This is a genomic window from Micromonospora sp. NPDC049151, from assembly GCF_040648395.1.
In the GTDB taxonomy this organism is placed as follows: Bacteria; Actinomycetota; Actinomycetes; order Mycobacteriales; family Micromonosporaceae; genus Micromonospora.
Genome location: NZ_JBEZDP010000035.1, coordinates 21,363 through 36,604 on the forward strand (window position 1 = coordinate 21,363; position 15,242 = coordinate 36,604).

Annotated in this window: 10 protein-coding genes and 1 tRNA gene; 6 read left to right on the forward strand and 5 right to left on the reverse strand. The window is 72.5% G+C overall.

Annotated features, from left to right (window positions below; translation table 11 throughout):
• Window positions 1-1,125: a cupin domain-containing protein gene (locus AB0B20_RS27490; RefSeq protein WP_357474628.1), complete on the forward strand. Its 1,125-nt coding sequence runs from the start codon at window positions 1-3 to the stop codon at window positions 1,123-1,125.
• Between the two features lie 56 nt (window positions 1,126-1,181).
• On the opposite strand, the gene AB0B20_RS27495 is transcribed toward AB0B20_RS27490, so the two are convergent.
• From AB0B20_RS27495 to AB0B20_RS27515, 5 genes are all read right to left on the reverse strand, one after another.
• Window positions 1,182-3,191, reverse strand: a complete 2,010-nt coding sequence (locus AB0B20_RS27495; protein WP_357383854.1) for a helix-turn-helix transcriptional regulator — start codon at window positions 3,189-3,191, stop codon at window positions 1,182-1,184.
• 167 nt (window positions 3,192-3,358) lie between these two features.
• Window positions 3,359-3,430, reverse strand: a tRNA-Arg gene (locus tag AB0B20_RS27500).
• A 76-nt stretch (window positions 3,431-3,506) separates the two neighbouring features.
• A complete protein-coding gene (locus AB0B20_RS27505) occupies window positions 3,507-4,202 on the reverse strand; it encodes a winged helix-turn-helix domain-containing protein (protein WP_026267749.1) in 696 nt (231 codons plus the stop codon).
• 388 nt (window positions 4,203-4,590) lie between these two features.
• Window positions 4,591-5,265 carry a DUF305 domain-containing protein gene (locus tag AB0B20_RS27510; protein ID WP_357383856.1) on the reverse strand — a complete coding sequence of 225 codons (675 nt, stop codon included), beginning with the start codon at window positions 5,263-5,265 and terminating at the stop codon, window positions 4,591-4,593.
• Window positions 5,266-5,275: 10 nt separating this feature from the next.
• On the reverse strand, window positions 5,276-6,112 hold the full coding sequence (locus AB0B20_RS27515; RefSeq protein WP_357383858.1) for a DUF3105 domain-containing protein: 837 nt from the start codon (window positions 6,110-6,112) through the stop codon (window positions 5,276-5,278).
• A gap of 99 nt (window positions 6,113-6,211) precedes the next feature.
• Here AB0B20_RS27515 and argS point away from each other — a divergent pair, with 99 nt between their 5' ends.
• From argS to AB0B20_RS27540, 5 genes are all read left to right on the forward strand, one after another.
• Window positions 6,212-7,879: an arginine--tRNA ligase gene (gene argS, locus AB0B20_RS27520; protein ID WP_357383860.1), complete on the forward strand. Its 1,668-nt coding sequence runs from the start codon at window positions 6,212-6,214 to the stop codon at window positions 7,877-7,879.
• 4 nt (window positions 7,880-7,883) lie between these two features.
• Entirely contained in the window at window positions 7,884-9,293 is a 1,410-nt protein-coding gene (gene lysA / locus AB0B20_RS27525; protein ID WP_357383862.1) for a diaminopimelate decarboxylase, read from the forward strand.
• Complete coding sequence (locus AB0B20_RS27530) at window positions 9,290-10,594, forward strand: homoserine dehydrogenase (RefSeq protein ID WP_357474635.1); 1,305 nt, start codon at window positions 9,290-9,292, stop codon at window positions 10,592-10,594. Before lysA ends, AB0B20_RS27530 begins: the two co-directional genes overlap by 4 nt.
• A 112-nt stretch (window positions 10,595-10,706) precedes the next feature.
• Window positions 10,707-11,756, forward strand: a complete 1,050-nt coding sequence (gene thrC / locus AB0B20_RS27535) for a threonine synthase (protein WP_357383866.1) — start codon at window positions 10,707-10,709, stop codon at window positions 11,754-11,756.
• Between the two features lie 125 nt (window positions 11,757-11,881).
• A complete protein-coding gene (locus AB0B20_RS27540) occupies window positions 11,882-15,133 on the forward strand; it encodes an efflux RND transporter permease subunit (protein WP_357474638.1) in 3,252 nt (1,083 codons plus the stop codon).
• Window positions 15,134-15,242 lie beyond the last annotated feature (109 nt).

Genomic DNA, 15,242 nt, shown 5'->3' on the forward strand with positions numbered 1-15,242 from the left:
ATGGGATCGCCCAAGGACCACCAGATGGTCGGCACGGTCCCGCGGAATCCGGCGATCGACCAGTCCCACCCCGACCTGGTGCACCCGCCGTCGACGGACCACGGACTCCTGCCCAACATGGTGTTCCCGTTCTCGCTGGCGCACACCCGCCAGGAGAGCGGCGGCTGGACCCGGGAGATCACCAACCGTCTCCTGCCGATCGCCCACGACCTGGCGATCGTGAACATGAAGCTCAACCCCGGCGCGTACCGGGAACTGCACTGGCACATCCAGTCGGAATGGGCCTTCGTCCTCACCGGCAGCTGCCGGATCGCCGCCGTGGACCAGGAGGGCCGCAACTTCCTCGAAGACGTCAAGGCCGGCGACCTCTGGTACTTCCCGGCCGGCATCCCGCACCACATCCAGGCGCACGAGGAGGGTGTGGAGTTCCTGCTCGTCTTCGACGACGGCTGCTACTCCGAGGACGCGACGTTCCAGGTGACCGACTTCTTCTCGCACGTGCCGAGGGAGGTCATCGCCAAGAACTTCGGCTGGACCATGCAGCAGATGGCCAATTTCCCGGACGAGTCCGAGCGGTACATCTTCCCCGGGCAGGCGCCGCCGCCGCTGGCCGAGGACCGGGTGTTCAGCCCCACCGGCGACGTGCCCCGCACGTTCAAGCACAGCCTGCTCGCCCAGACACCGGAGAAGTTCGAGGGCGGGAGCGTACGGATCGCCGACTCGAGCAACTTCGCCGCGGCGATCACCACGACCGTCGCCATGGTGGAGATCGAACCGGGCGCGCTGCGGGAACTGCACTGGCACCCGAACGGCGCCGAGATGCAGTACGTGATCTCGGGCAAGGGGCGGATGGGTGTCTTCGCCAACCACGGCACCGCGCGCACCTTCAACATGGAGACCGGCGACGTCGGATACGTGCCGATCTCGATGGGCCACTACATCGAGAACATCGGCGACAAGCCGTTCGTCTACCTGGAGCTGTTCCGGACCGCGAAGTTCGAGGACGTGTCGCTCGCGCAGTGGCTGGCGAACGTCCCGCCCGAGGTGGTGGCGGACACGATCAACGTGCCGCGCGAACTGGTCGAGGCACTGCCGAAGACGAAGAGCCCGGTGCAGCGGCACTGAGGCCGGACCGGTACGCGGACGCCACGCCCCTCGCGTGGCGTCCGCGCCGTGTCCGGTCAGCCGACGTCCCGGGCCTCCCAGACCAGCGCCAGCTCCACCCGGTTGCGGACACCGAGCTTGGCGTAGATCGAGCGCAGGTGGGTGTCGACGGTGTGGAACGAGACGAACAGGTCCCGGGCCGCCTCCTGCTTCGTCATGCCGACCGCGAGCAGTTCGGCCACCCGTACCTCGGCGGGGGTCAGCGCGGCCACGGCCGGGCGGCCGGCGTCGTCACCCACCGGGCTGCCGGCCTCCGGCGTCCGGGCCCCGTCGCTCGCCGCGCCCATCCGCGTGTACATCGCGGCGGCCTCGGCGAGCAGGTCGAACGTCTCCGCGGGCGGCAGCCCGGGCGAGCGCGCCAGGTCGTGCAGCGCGTCGGCCAGGGCCGGCCGCGCGGAGGTGGTACGCAGCAGCCGTACCGCCGCGCGCAGTGCCGCCGGATCGCCTGTGAGCAGCCCGTCGACCTGGTGCGCCACGCCGCGCCAGAGCGCGTTGTTCGCCATCCCGGCGGCCCGCTTCAGCTGGTCGGCGAGGTTCTCGGCGCGCTGCCGGTCACCGAGCGCCAGCGCCGCGCGGACCAGTCGCGGGCCGTGGTGCGGCACCAGCAGCAGGGGCGCCATCGAACGGTCCGGCAGGGCGAAGGCGACGCCCAGGAGCGCGGTGTGCCGGCCCGGTTCCGGGTCACCGGCGGCGGCGCAGCCGAGCCGGAACCACTGCACGTCGTCGGGCCAGCCCACAGCGGGGCGTTCCCCGGCCAGAAGTTCCCGGGCCGCTGCCACCTCACCCCGGCGCAACAGCACCTCCACCACTGTGGCGAGCAGGTCCACCCGGGCCGGTGCCGGCAGGGCGCCGCCGCGTTCGGTCAACGCGAGGCGGGCCCGGGCCTCGGCCTCGGCCAGCTCTCCGGTGGCGAGCCGCAGCACGCAGTCCAGCGCGGTGACCAGCGGCTGCGCCACCGCACCGAGCGTGTCGATCTCAGCGGCGACGCCGTCGAGCGCGGTCACCGCGTCGACGTACCGGCCGAGCGCGATCTGGTTCGCCACCCGGTCGACGCGCAGGAAGATCGCCTGGGTGCGGGCGGCGGGCTCGCCCGCGTCCACCTCCTGGAGGATCCGCGCGGCGCCGGGCAGGTCGCCGACAGCGGTCGCCCGGGCCGCGTTCGCCAGGGCCAGCCGGATACCGCCGCCGGGGGAGGGGCTGCGCTCGTGGGCCCGCTGCGCCGCCGCCACCAGCTCGGCGGCGTCGGGATGCCCGAACCGGGCCGCCAGCGACGCCAGCATGGTGAGCGTCCAGCTCCGCCCGGCGGCGTCGAGCTCCTGGTTCAGTGCCCGGCCGAGGTACGTCAGGGACAGCGAGGGACGCTGGGTCGCGTAGTGGGCGCCGAGCCGCCCGAGCAGCATCGCCCGCTGGCGCGGCCCGTACCGGTCGGCGGCGACCTCCCGGTGCAGCATGCTCAGCGTCTCGTCCACCCGGCCCGCCAGGTAGAGGTTGTCGGCGACGTCGACCAGCCAGGCCAGGCGCGCGTCGGCCGATCCGGGCGCGGGGGCGGCCAGCAGCAGATCCGCGGCGAGGCTCGGGCCGACCGCCGGGTCGGCCGCCAGCCGCGTGGCGAGCGCCCGCGCGGACCGGCTCACCGCCGGCGTGGCCCGCAGGAGCTGCCGGGCGGCCTGGGCCGGACGCCCGGCGTCGGCGAGCACCCCGGCGGCCACCTCGCGCAGCGCCTGACGCACCGAGGGTGGGGTGTCCCGCAGGATGCCGTCGCGCAACGCGATCGAGGCCAGCCGCAGCCCGGCGGCGGTGTCGGCGAGGAACCCGCGCGCGATCAGCTCCTCCACCGTCGCGTCGATCGGCTCGTCCGGCGTGGTGCCGGTGCCGGTGGCCACCGCTTCGAGGAACCACAGGCCGCACGGGGCGTCGGCGACGGCGACACCGCGCAGCACCCACCGCTGCGCGGTGGTCAACGACGAGGAAACGCCTGTGTGCATCTTGGGGCGGCTGGTCAGCGGCGTCTCGGGCAACTGGCTCACCTTCGCTGAGGTTCGACCCGTTCACCGCGAGGTTAGCCAGCTCGTGACCTGCTCATCCCCGAATCGGGGGGACAAAGGTGAGGGTTGCTCAGATGGCCTGGACACGACGAAGGCCCTCGACCGGTCTGGTCAAGGGCCTTGTGGTGATCGAGGTTTGCTAGCAAGTGTGCCCCCGGCAGGATTCGAACCTGCGCCCCCGCCTCCGGAGGGCGGTGCTCTATCCCCTGAGCTACGGGGGCTCAGCGACCCGAGAAGAGTAGCAAACCCCCTCCCGGATCACCGAATCGGTACCCCCGCGAGTCGATCTTCGTCGGATCAGGCGGCGGCGACGGCGCGACCGCAGCTCGGCAGCGGGTGCAGCACGACCCGCCGAGGCAGCCGGCGGGGCCACTCGTTGCGCGGCCACGAGCCGTCCACGATCAGGTGGACCGTGCGTTCCTCGGCGCCGCTGAGCCGCAGGACGAAGTCCCGGGGCAGCGGCGGATCCACCGACGGTGTGGTCACCATGAACCGCACCCGCCCCCGCGAGGAGACCGCCGACACCACGTCGGCGGCGGGCATGGTGCCGCGCAGGCGTACCCGGCCGATCCAGTAGACCTCGGCGGCGTGCTCCTGGGCCGCCCGCGTGATCGCCGGGTACTCGCTGCGTACCCAGCGCTCGACCGCGCCGACGCACAGGCCGCAGGCCCGCTCGCGCGGCTCGCGCGGCCCGAGCCCCCAGGCCCGCAGGTACGCCCCGACGGTGCCGGCGTCCATCGCCAGCCCGAACCGGCGCTCGATGAGGGCGGTCAGGCTCTGCCGTGTCCAGAGCTCCTCGTCGAGGCCGAACTCGTCGGGGTGGACCCCCCGGAGCACGTCGATGAGTTCGAGTTCCTGTTCGCGGCTGAGCGTTCCCGGCTCGCCCTGCCGCAGTCCGCGACGGACGGCTGCCACCGCTCCGTCACCGCCGATGGTGTGGCGTCGGCACCAGCTGGTCACCGACCGCCCTGCGTCTCTGAGTGCAACCCCCACGTCTTGGGCAACGAGCCCGAATCGCAACTGGTCACGATATGTGGGTAGAAAACTCTCCAACCCCCACAATGACCCGTTAACCCCAAACCGTTACAAACGCCCATACCGAACATTCCGGACAGTGCGTAGCTCCCACCCCCGAGATCTTGGTACGAAACCGCCCTCCCAGGGGTGCCCCCGTACCAAGATCTCCAGGCGTCTGCCCTGGCCCTCGCGATCTTGCACTTTCGGCCCTCCGATAACGGGGCGAATCCGGCATCCAGGGGGCAGCAACTGCAAGATCGCGGGGGCGGGGGCGGGGGCGGGGGCGGGGGCGGGGAGGGCGGGATGGGTGAGGCCCGGTGCCCCTGGGAGGGGGACCGGGCCTCGGTGGTGAGTGGTGCGGTGTTTACGGGGTGCCGCCCAGGCGCTTCAGGGCGGCGCTCAGGTTGGTCAGGTCGTTCTGCTGGGTGTTCTTCATGACCTGGGCGACCGCCAGCACGTCGTCGTCGTGCCCCTCGTCGAGGATGCCGTCGATCATGTGCACCCCGCCGATGTGGTGGCGGATCATCATCTGGAGGAAGAGCACGTCGAACTCGCGACCGCTCGCCGCGCGCAGCTTCGCCATCTCCTCCGGCGTCGCCATGCCCGGCATGAGGCCGTCCTTGATCAGCCCGCCGCCGTCCGGCATCCACGCCATCGGGGCCTGGTCACCGGTCGGGTCCAGCTTCCAGGAGCGCAGCCAGGTCTGCATGGTGCCGATCTCGCCCTGCTGGCCGGTGGCGATGTCCACGCCGACCTGGCGTACCTCGGGGTCCTGGCCCTGGCTGAACGCCAGCAGGCCCATGGCCACTGCCTGGTTGTGGTGCGCGGTCATGTCCCGGGCGAACCCGGCCTCCGGCGAGTTCTCACCGGGCCGGGTGAGCGTCGGGGTGAGCAGGCCGCCCGCGTACCCGAGGACCAGCCCGACCACGAGGGCGGCGGCCACCGCCAGCAGGCCGTAGCGGCGCACCGCGCCCCGGCCGCCCTGGTCGGCGGCCGGAGCCTCGTCCAGCTCGTCGTCGGTGGTCACCGGAGCGGTCATCGCGGCTTCCTCACTGGGTGGGCTGCTGGGGCATGTTGTTCTGCAGGTTGTCCCGCGGGGCGGTGCCGGTGGCGGTGACGCCCTGGTCGCAGAGCGCGTTCGGGCCCTCGATGGAGGCGTTCACCCGCAGCGTCTTGATGAACTCGTCGATCCGGCCGTCGTCGGCGTTGTCGACCTTGAGCTGGTAGCCCCAGGCCTGGAGGGAGATCGGCTTGTCCAGACCCTCGAACGGGCTGAGCATCAGCTTCTCCTTGCCCTGCACCTTGCCGCGCAGCTTCTCCACCTGGTCGGCGGGCAGGTCCGGGCGGTAGGTGATCCAGACCGTGCCGTGCTCCAGGCTGTGCACCGCGTGCTCGTTGGCGATCGGGGCGTCGTAGACGTCACCCATGCAGTTCTGCCAGGCCTGGTTGTGCGGGCCGCCGACCGGCGGGGCGATGTCGTACTTGATCGTGCCGGGCTGGTGGTTACCGCCCTTGACCAGGTCCTTGTCCTTGGCGCGGTAGTCGACGATGCCGTCGATCGCCTCGGCCCGCTTCTGCCAGGGCTGGGCGCCCTGGTAGACCGCCCAGGCGCCGGCGCCGATGATGCCCACGGCCAGGACGCCGACCGCGACGAAGAGGGCGATCGGACCCCAGGAGCGGCCCTGGCTGACCTTCACCGGGGTGACCGGCTTGCGGCCCTTGCCCCCGGCGCCCTGCCGTGGCGTGCCCTTGCCGCCCCCGGCCTTGCCCGAGCCGGCCTTCGCGGCGGGCTTGTCGGCAGCCGCGGGCCGGCCGGCGGCCGGCTTCTTGCCGGTGCTGACCACGGTGGGACGGCGTTCCGGGCCGCCCGGGGTGCTGATGCTCATCGTGCCTCGTCAGGTCGGTCGGTCAGGGGGAGCGCGGGACCGGTTCACATGCTGGGTCGCCGCCGCGGTGCCCGAGTCTACCCCCGATAACATGGATCAGTGACTCCCGCAGAACTCGCCGAGGTCGTCCTCGCCGCAGCCCACGCCGTCTTCGACGAGCGGGGACTGGACCGCGCCGCGCTGCCCGCGCAGACCACCGTCGAGCGACCCCGTAATCCGGATCACGGTGACTACGCCTCGACGCTGGCGCTCCAGCTCAGCAAGAAGGTGGGTGTGCCCCCGCGGGAGCTGGCCACCGCGCTGGCCGACGAGCTGGCCAAGGCGCCGGGGATCAAGTCGGTGGAGATCGCCGGGCCCGGCTTCCTCAACGTCCGCCTGGACGCGGCCGCCGCCGGTCAGCTCGCCAAGGTCATCGTCGAGGCCGGTCCGGCGTACGGGCGCAGCGACACGCTCGCCGGTCAGCGGATCAACCTGGAGTTCGTCTCGGCGAACCCGACCGGCCCGGTGCACATCGGCGGGGTCCGCTGGGCGGCCGTCGGCGACGCGCTCAGCCGCCTGCTCCGCGCCACCGGCGCCGACGTGGGCACCGAGTACTACTTCAACGACGCCGGCTCCCAGATCGACCGGTTCGCCCGCTCGCTGCTGGCCGCCGCGAAGGGCGAGCCCGCGCCGGAGGACGGCTACGGCGGCGCGTACATCGCGGAGATCGCCGCCGAGGTGGTCCGGCTGCGGCCGGATGTGCTCGAGCTTCCCGAGGACGCCGCCCAGGATGTGTTCCGGACCGAGGGCGTCCAGCTCATGTTCGCCGAGATCAAGTCCTCGCTGCGCGACTTCGGGGTGGAGTTCGACACGTACTTCAACGAGAAGGACCTGCACGACCGGGGCGCGCTGGACGCGGCGCTGGCCCGGCTGCGCGAGCAGGGGCACGTCTTCGAGTCCGAGGGCGCGACCTGGCTGCGCACCACCGAGTTCGGCGACGACAAGGACCGGGTGCTGCGCAAGTCCAACGGCGAGTGGACCTACTTCGCCGCCGACTGCGCCTACTACCTGAACAAGCGGGAGCGCGGCTTCGACCGGGTCGTGATCATGCTGGGTGCCGACCACCACGGCTACATCGGCCGGATGAAGGCGATGTCCGCGTGCTTCGGCGACGACCCGGCGCGCAACCTGGAGATCCTCATCGGCCAGCTGGTCAACCTGGTCCGCGACGGCGCCCCGGTGCGGATGAGCAAGCGGGCCGGCACCGTGGTCACGCTGGAGGACCTGGTCGACGCGATCGGCGTGGACGCCGCCCGGTACGCGCTGGCCCGCTACTCGGCCGACTCGCCCATCGACATCGACGTGGAGCTGTGGACCCGGGCCAAGAACGACAACCCGGTCTACTACGTGCAGTACGTCGCGGCGCGTACCGCCGGGGCGGCCCGCAACGCGGCCGAGATCGGGCTGACCCGTGGCGACGCCGCCGCGTTCCAGCCGGAGCTGCTCGGCCACGACAAGGAGAACGAGCTGCTCAAGGCTCTCGCCGAGTTCCCGGCCGTGGTGGCCACCGCCGCCGAGCTGCGCGAACCGCACCGGGTGGCGCGCTACCTGGAGGAGAGCGTCGCGCAGGCGTACCACCGGTTCTACGACAACTGCCGGATCGCCCCGCAGGGCGACGAGGAGATCACCGACACCCACCGGGCCCGGCTCTGGCTCAACGACGCCACCCGGGTGGTCGTCGCCAACGGCCTGCACCTGCTCGGGGTGTCCGCGCCGGAGCGGATGTGACGGCATGAGGGCTCACGAGGCGGGCGCGCTGCACGGCGAGATCGGCACCCGGGGGCCGGCCTGGCTGCGTACCCCGGTCGACGTCAACGCCCTGGTGCCGCACCTGTGGCCGCGCAACGTGGCGCGGGGCCCCGGCGGCGCGCTGACGGTCGCGGGCGTGGACGCCGGCGACCTGGCCGCCGAGTACGGCACCCCGGCGTACGTGCTCGACGAGGACGACCTGCGCGAGCGCTGCCGGGAGTTCCGGGCGGCCTTCCCGGACGCGGACGTCTACTACGCCGGCAAGGCGTTCCTGTGCCGCGCCGTGGTCCGGATGATCGCCGAGGAGGGCCTGTTCCTCGACGTCTGCACCGGCGGTGAGCTGGCAACCGCGCTGTCGGCCGGGATGGAGCCTGCGCGGATCGGCTTCCACGGCAACAACAAGTCGGTGGCGGAGCTGACCCGGGCGGTGGACGCCGGCGTGGGCCGGATCATCGTCGACTCGTTCACCGAGATCGACCGGCTCTCCGAGCTGGCCCGCGAGCGCGGGGTACGCCCGATGGTGCTGATCCGGGTCACCGTCGGCGTGGAGGCGCACACCCACGAGTTCATCGCCACCGCGCACGAGGACCAGAAGTTCGGGTTCTCGCTGGCGGGCGGCGCCGCCGCGGCGGCCGCCTTCAAGATCCTCGACGAGGACGTGCTGGAGCTGCGCGGGCTGCACTCGCACATCGGCTCGCAGATCTTCGACGCCAGCGGCTTCGAGGTGTCCGCCCGCCGGGTGCTCGCCCTCCAGGCGCAGATCCGCGACGCGCGCGGCGTGGAGCTGCCCGAGCTGGACCTGGGCGGCGGCTTCGGCATCGCGTACACCACCCAGGACGACCCGGCCTCGCCGCACGAGCTGGCGAAGCGGCTCCGCAAGATCGTCGACGGGGAGTGCGCGGCGGAGAACCTGGCCGTGCCGCACCTGTCCATCGAGCCGGGCCGCGCGATCGTCGGTCCGGCCGTGTTCACGCTCTATGAGGTCGGGACCGTCAAGTCCGTGCCGCTGGGCACTGGCGGTGACGCGGTGGCTGGTCGTGCTTATGTCAGCGTGGACGGGGGGATGAGCGACAACATCCGTACCGCCCTGTACGACGCCTCGTACTCGGCCACCGTGGCGAACCGCACGTCGGCCGCGCAGCCGATACTCGCCCGCGTGGTGGGAAAGCATTGTGAGTCCGGGGACATCGTGGTGAAGGATGAATTCCTGCCCGCTGACGTGCAGCCCGGAGATCTTGTCGCGGTGCCCGGCACCGGGGCCTACTGCCGGAGCATGGCGAGCAACTACAACCATGTCCCGCGGCCGCCGGTCGTCGCCGTCCGCGAAGGTCGGGCGCGGCTGATCGTCCGCCGGGAGACCGAAGACGACCTGCTGGCATTGGATGTGGGATGACCTCACCGGTTCGCTTGGCGCTGCTCGGCTGCGGCACTGTCGGCAGCGACGTGGTCCGGCTGCTGCACGAGCAGTCGGAAGACCTCGCCGCCCGGATCGGCGCCCCGCTGGAGATCGTCGGGATCGCCGTACGCCGGATCGGCCGTGACCGCGGCGACCTGCCGGTCGACCCGGCGCTGTTCACCACCGACGCGCTCGGGCTGATCAAGCGCGACGACGTGGACGTCGTGGTCGAGGTGGTCGGCGGCATCGAGCCGGCCCGGCGCTGGCTGGTCGAGGCGCTGCGCGCGGGCAAGAGCGTGGTCACCGCCAACAAGGCGCTGCTCGCCGAGGACGGCGCGTCACTGCACGACGCCGCCGCCGAGGGTGGCGCCGACCTCTACTACGAGGCGAGCGTCGCCGGGGCCATCCCGCTGCTGCGCCCGCTGCGCGAGTCGCTGCACGGCGACCGGATCACGCGGGTCACCGGCATCGTGAACGGCACCACGAACTTCATCCTCTCCGCCATGGACGCCACCGGCGCCGGGTTCGCCGAGGCGCTGGAGGAGGCCACCGAGCTGGGGTACGCCGAGGCCGACCCGACGGCCGACGTGGAGGGCTTCGACGCCGCCGCCAAGGCGGCCATCCTCGCCTCGCTGGCGTTCCACACCCGGGTGACCGCCGCCGACGTGCACCGCGAGGGCATCACCGAGGTGACCGCCGCCGACGTGGCCAGCGCCAAGGCCATGGGCTGCACGATCAAGCTGCTCTGCATCGCGGCCCGGGGCGTCGACCCCGGGGGCCGGGAGACCGTGAACGTCCGGGTGCACCCGGCGATGATCCCGCTGACCCATCCGCTCGCCAGCGTCGGGGACGCGTTCAACGCGGTCTTCGTCGAGGCCGACGCCGCCGGGCAGCTCATGTTCTACGGCCGGGGCGCCGGTGGCGCGCCCACCGCCAGCGCGGTGCTCGGCGACGTGGTGGCGGTGGCCCGCAACCGCCTCGCCGGGGTGCGCGCGGCGAGCGAGTCGGCGTACGCGGACCTGCCGGTGCGGCCGATGGGGGAGGCGCTCACCCGCTACCACATCAGCCTCGACGTGGCCGACCGTCCGGGCGTGCTGGCCGGGGTGGCCGGCGTCTTCGCCCGGCACGAGGTGTCCATCGCCACCGTTCGTCAGGGGCCGGCCGGCGGCGACGCGGAGCTGGTTATCGTCACCCATGTCGCGCCCGACGCCGCGCTCGCGGCCACCGTGCGTGAGCTGCGCGGACTCGACATCGTCAGGTCGGTGACGAGTGTGTTGCGGGTGGAGGGCGGCGCGTAACCCACGCGTCCCGCCTGATGGTTAGGTCAGGGTGTGCCGGTGACCGGCCGAGCCGGCTGGGTCACGCTGGTGGCAGGCCCCGGAGCGGGGCGACAGAGGCGAGGAGCACGACATGTGGCGGGGACTGATCGAGGCGTACCGGGATCGGCTGCCGGTCACCGAGGCGACTCCCGTCGTCACCCTGCACGAGGGCGACACGCCGCTGCTGCCGGCGCCGGTGCTCTCCGCCCGGGTCGGCGCGGACGTGTGGCTCAAGGTCGAGGGCGCCAACCCGACCGGCTCGTTCAAGGACCGGGGCATGACTGTCGCGGTCTCCAAGGCCGTCGAGGCCGGTGACAAGGCGATCATCTGCGCCTCCACCGGCAACACCAGCGCCTCCGCCGCCGCGTACGCGGCCCGGGCCGGGATCACCTGCGCGGTGCTGGTGCCGCAGGGCAAGATCGCGCTGGGCAAGCTGGCCCAGGCGCTCGTGCACGGCGCGAAGCTGCTCCAGGTGCAGGGCAACTTCGACGACTGTCTCGGGCTCGCCGGCAAGCTCGCCCAGGACTACCCGGTCGCGCTGGTCAACTCCGTCAACATCGACCGGCTGCACGGCCAGAAGACCGCCGCCTTCGAGATCGTCGAGGCGCTCGGCGACGCGCCCGACATCCACTGCCTGCCGGTCGGCAACGCCGGCAACATCACCGCGTACTGGATGGGCTACTCCGAGGACCTGCGTGACGGCAACGCCACGAAGGCCCCCCGGATGTACGGCTTCCAGGCGGCCGGCGCCGCGCCGATCGTCACCGGGCAGGTGGTGCCGGAGCCGTCGACCATCGCCACCGCCATCCGGATCGGCAACCCGGCGAGCTGGACGAAGGCCCTCGACGCGCGGGACGCCTCGGACGGCCTGATCTCGGCGGTCACCGACCGGGAGATCCTGTCGGCGTACCGGCTGCTGGCCCGCGAGGTGGGCGTCTTCGTCGAGCTGGGCAGCGCGGCCAGCGTCGCCGGTCTGCTCCAGCAGGCCGCTGCCGGGCGGGTGCCGGCCGGGTCGCGGGTGGTCTGCACGGTCACCGGGCACGGCCTGAAGGACCCGGAGTGGGCGATCTCCACCGCGCCGGCGCCGGTGACCATCGCCAACGACGCGCTGGCCGCCGCGCGTTCCCTCGACCTGGTCTGAGGGCGAGGCGTCGGCGGGCGGCGCCGGCGGGAGTGTCATCGGCCGGGGCGGATGCCGGGAGTGCCGGGGCGTGCGGCAGACTCAGACACCCCCCGCCGGACACCTCTCAGGAGTGAGTAACGCCGATGTCGCTGCTCGCCAGATTCAGCCTCGCCAACCGGGGCCTGATCGCCCTCGTCGCGTTGGTGACCACGGCCTTCGGCCTGTTCGCCGTGCCGTCGCTGAAGCAGCAGCTCCTGCCGTCGCTGGAGTTTCCCGCCGCGTTCATCGTGGCGACGTACCCGGGCGCCGCGCCGGAGATCGTGGAATCCCAGGTCGCCGAGCCGATCGAGAACAGCCTCCAGGGCATCCCCGGCCTGGACAAGGTCACCTCCACCTCGCGCGAGGGCGCGGTCACGGTCCAGGTGCAGTACGAGTTCGGTACCGACCTGGACGACGTCGTGAACAAGATGGAGACCGCGCTCAACCGGGTCGACTCCCAGCTCCCCGAGGGCGTCGACCCGCAGGTGATCGCCGGTAGCACCGACGACCTGCCCGCCCTGGTGGTCGCCGCGACCGGCGACGGCGACGAGCGGGCGCTGGCGGAGAAGCTGCGCAACGCGGTCGTGCCGGAGCTGGAGGCGCTGGACGGGGTCCGCTCGGTGGACGTCACCGGCGCCCGGGACCAGGTCGTGACGATCACGCCGGACCCGGCGAAGCTGGCCGCCGCCAAGGTGGCGCCGACCGCCATCGCCTCGGCGCTCAAGAGCAACGGCGTGGCGGTGCCGGCGGGCGCGCTCGCCGACGGCGACCGGTCGCTGCCGGTCCAGGTCGGCACCCCCATCCGTACGCTCGACGACCTGCGCGGCATCGTGCTGACCACCGCTCCCGCCGCCCCGGTACGCCTCGGCGACGTGGCGGCGGTGGAGCAGCAGCTCGCCCCGGCCACCTCGCTGACCCGTACCAACGGCAAGCCCAGCCTGGGTATCGCGGTGACCGCCGCTCCGGACGGCAACGCGGTGGAGATCTCGCACGACGTGCGGGACCGGCTGGACGAGCTGGGTGACGCCGCGGGCGCGGAGCTGACAGTGGTCTTCGACCAGGCCCCGTTCGTCGAGCGGTCCATCGAGAGCCTGACCACCGAGGGCCTGCTGGGCCTGGTCATGGCCGTCGTGGTGATCCTGGTGTTCCTGCTGTCGGTGCGCTCCACGGTGGTCACCGCGGTGTCCATCCCGCTGTCCGTGCTGGTCGCGCTGATCGTGCTCTGGTCCGGCGACTACTCGCTGAACCTGCTCACCCTCGGCGCGCTGACCATCGCGGTCGGGCGGGTGGTGGACGACTCCATCGTGGTGCTGGAGAACATCAAACGCCATCTGGAGTACGGCGAACCGAAGCGGGACGCCATCCTGACCGCGGTCCGCGAGGTGGCCGGCGCGGTGACCGCGTCCACGCTCACCACCGTCGCCGTGTTCGCGCCGATCGCCCTGGTGGGCGGCTTCGTCGGGCAGTTGTTCGCCCCGTTCGCGATCACCGTGACGGTGGCGCTGCTCGCCTCGCTGCTGGTGTCGCTGACCGTCATCCCGGTGCTGGCGTACTGGTTCCTGCGCCCGCGCGGCGGTGCCGACGACGCCGCCGCCCGGCGGGCCGCCGAGGAGAAGGAGCTGCGCAACCCGTTGCAGCGGGCGTACCTGCCGGTGATCGACTTCGCGACCCGCTCGCGGAAGACCCGCTGGGCCACCGTCGGTCTCGGCCTGCTCGTGCTGCTGGGCACGTTCGGCCTGGCGCAGAAGCTGGAGACGAACTTCCTGGACGACTCCGGCCAGGACACGCTCGCCATCCGGCAGGAGATGCCGGCCGGCACCTCGCTCGCCGGCACCGACCGGGCCGCCGCGCGGGTCGAGGAGGTGCTGCGGCGTACCTCGGGGGTGGAGACCTACCAGGTCAGCGCCGGTGGTGGGGACAACCCGTTCGCCGGCGGCGGCAGCGACCGGGCCACCTGGTCGCTGTCGCTGTCCGACGACACCGACGCCGCGACGGTACGGCAGGCCCTGCGCAAGGAGTTCGACGCGCTCGGCCCGGAGGTGGGCGAGTTGACGTTCGGCGGCGGGCAGAACGCCTCCGCCAACCAGGTCGAGGTGGTGGTGCAGGCCGCCGACCAGGAGACGCTGGCCCGGGCGGCCGAGGCGGCGCGGGGCGCGCTGGCCGGCACGCCGGGCGTGGAGGACGTGACCACCAGCCTGGCCACCCAGGTGCCGCGCGTCGAGGTGACTGTGGACCGGGTCGCCGCGGCCCGCGCGGGTCTCACCGAGGCGGCGGTGGGGCAGCTCGTCGCGCAGACGTACCGGGGGGCGCCGCTCGGGCAGGTGACGCTGGACGGCTCGACGCAGACCGTGGTGCTGAGCAGCGGCGCCCGGCCGCCGCTCACCGTCGAGGAACTGCGGGCGCTGCGGGTCGGCGCGGTGCCGCTGGACGCGATCGCCGACGTCAACCAGGTCGACGGCCCGCAGCAGGTGACCCGGATCGACGGGGAGCGCAGCGTCTCGGTCACCGGCACGGCGACCGGCTCGAACCTCGGCGCCACCACGCAGGAGCTGCAGAAGCGGCTGGACGCGCTGGACGTGCCGGGTGCCACGTACGTGATCGGCGGTGTCAGCGCCGACCAGGCCGACGCGTTCGCGGACCTCGGTCTCGCGGTGCTGGCCGCCATCGCGATCGTCTTCCTGATCATGGTGGCCACGTTCCGCAGCCTGACCCAGGCGCTGATCCTGCTGATCTCGGTGCCGTTCGCCGCTACCGGCGCGATCGGGCTGCTGCTGGTCACCGGCACACCGCTGGGCGTGCCGGCGCTGATCGGCGTGCTCATGCTCGTCGGCATCGTGGTGACGAACGCGATCGTGCTGCTGGACCTGATCAACCAGTACCGGGCACAGGGCATGGGCGTGACCGAGGCGGTGGTCGAGGGCGGCCGGCGCCGGTTGCGGCCGATCCTGATGACCGCGGTGGCCACCATCTTCGCGTTGCTGCCGATGGCGCTCGGCCTGACCGGTGAGGGCGGCTTCATCTCCAAGCCGCTCGCGATCGTGGTGATCGGCGGCCTGCTCAGCTCGACGCTGCTGACGCTGGTGCTGGTGCCGACGCTCTACACCATGGTCGAGCACACGAAGGGCTCGTTCCGGAACCGCCGGCGGGGCGTTGCCGAGCCGGTCGAGCCGCAGCCGCAGCCGCAGCCGGACCCGGTGCCGGTGCCGGCCGGCGGGGCCGCGGAACGGTCCGGGAAACGGGCCGAGGTCGCGCCGCCGCCGGCCCGCCCGTCGGGCGCGCTTGTCGACGGCACTGATCAGTTCGAGGTGCTGCGCCTGCCCAAGAGCCGCCGCTCGCCGCTTCCGCCCACCGAGTAACGGCGCCGGGAGGGGCCCGGGGCGCCGGTGATGGTGATCTCGTTGCCGCGGACGTGGACGTCGCTGTCGATCGAGCGCTCGACGAGCCGCAGGATCTCGTCGCCCGCGC

Coding starts and splice junctions, on each gene's coding strand:
- AB0B20_RS27515 (WP_357383858.1), bottom strand. CDS start 6,112: ATGAGCATCAGCACCCCGGGCGGCCCGGAACGCCGTCCCACCGTGGTC.
- lysA (WP_357383862.1), top strand. CDS start 7,884: ATGAGGGCTCACGAGGCGGGCGCGCTGCACGGCGAGATCGGCACCCGG.
- AB0B20_RS27490 (WP_357474628.1), top strand. CDS start 1: ATGGGATCGCCCAAGGACCACCAGATGGTCGGCACGGTCCCGCGGAAT.
- AB0B20_RS27530 (WP_357474635.1), top strand. CDS start 9,290: ATGACCTCACCGGTTCGCTTGGCGCTGCTCGGCTGCGGCACTGTCGGC.
- AB0B20_RS27510 (WP_357383856.1), bottom strand. CDS start 5,265: ATGACCGCTCCGGTGACCACCGACGACGAGCTGGACGAGGCTCCGGCC.
- thrC (WP_357383866.1), top strand. CDS start 10,707: ATGTGGCGGGGACTGATCGAGGCGTACCGGGATCGGCTGCCGGTCACC.
- AB0B20_RS27540 (WP_357474638.1), top strand. CDS start 11,882: ATGTCGCTGCTCGCCAGATTCAGCCTCGCCAACCGGGGCCTGATCGCC.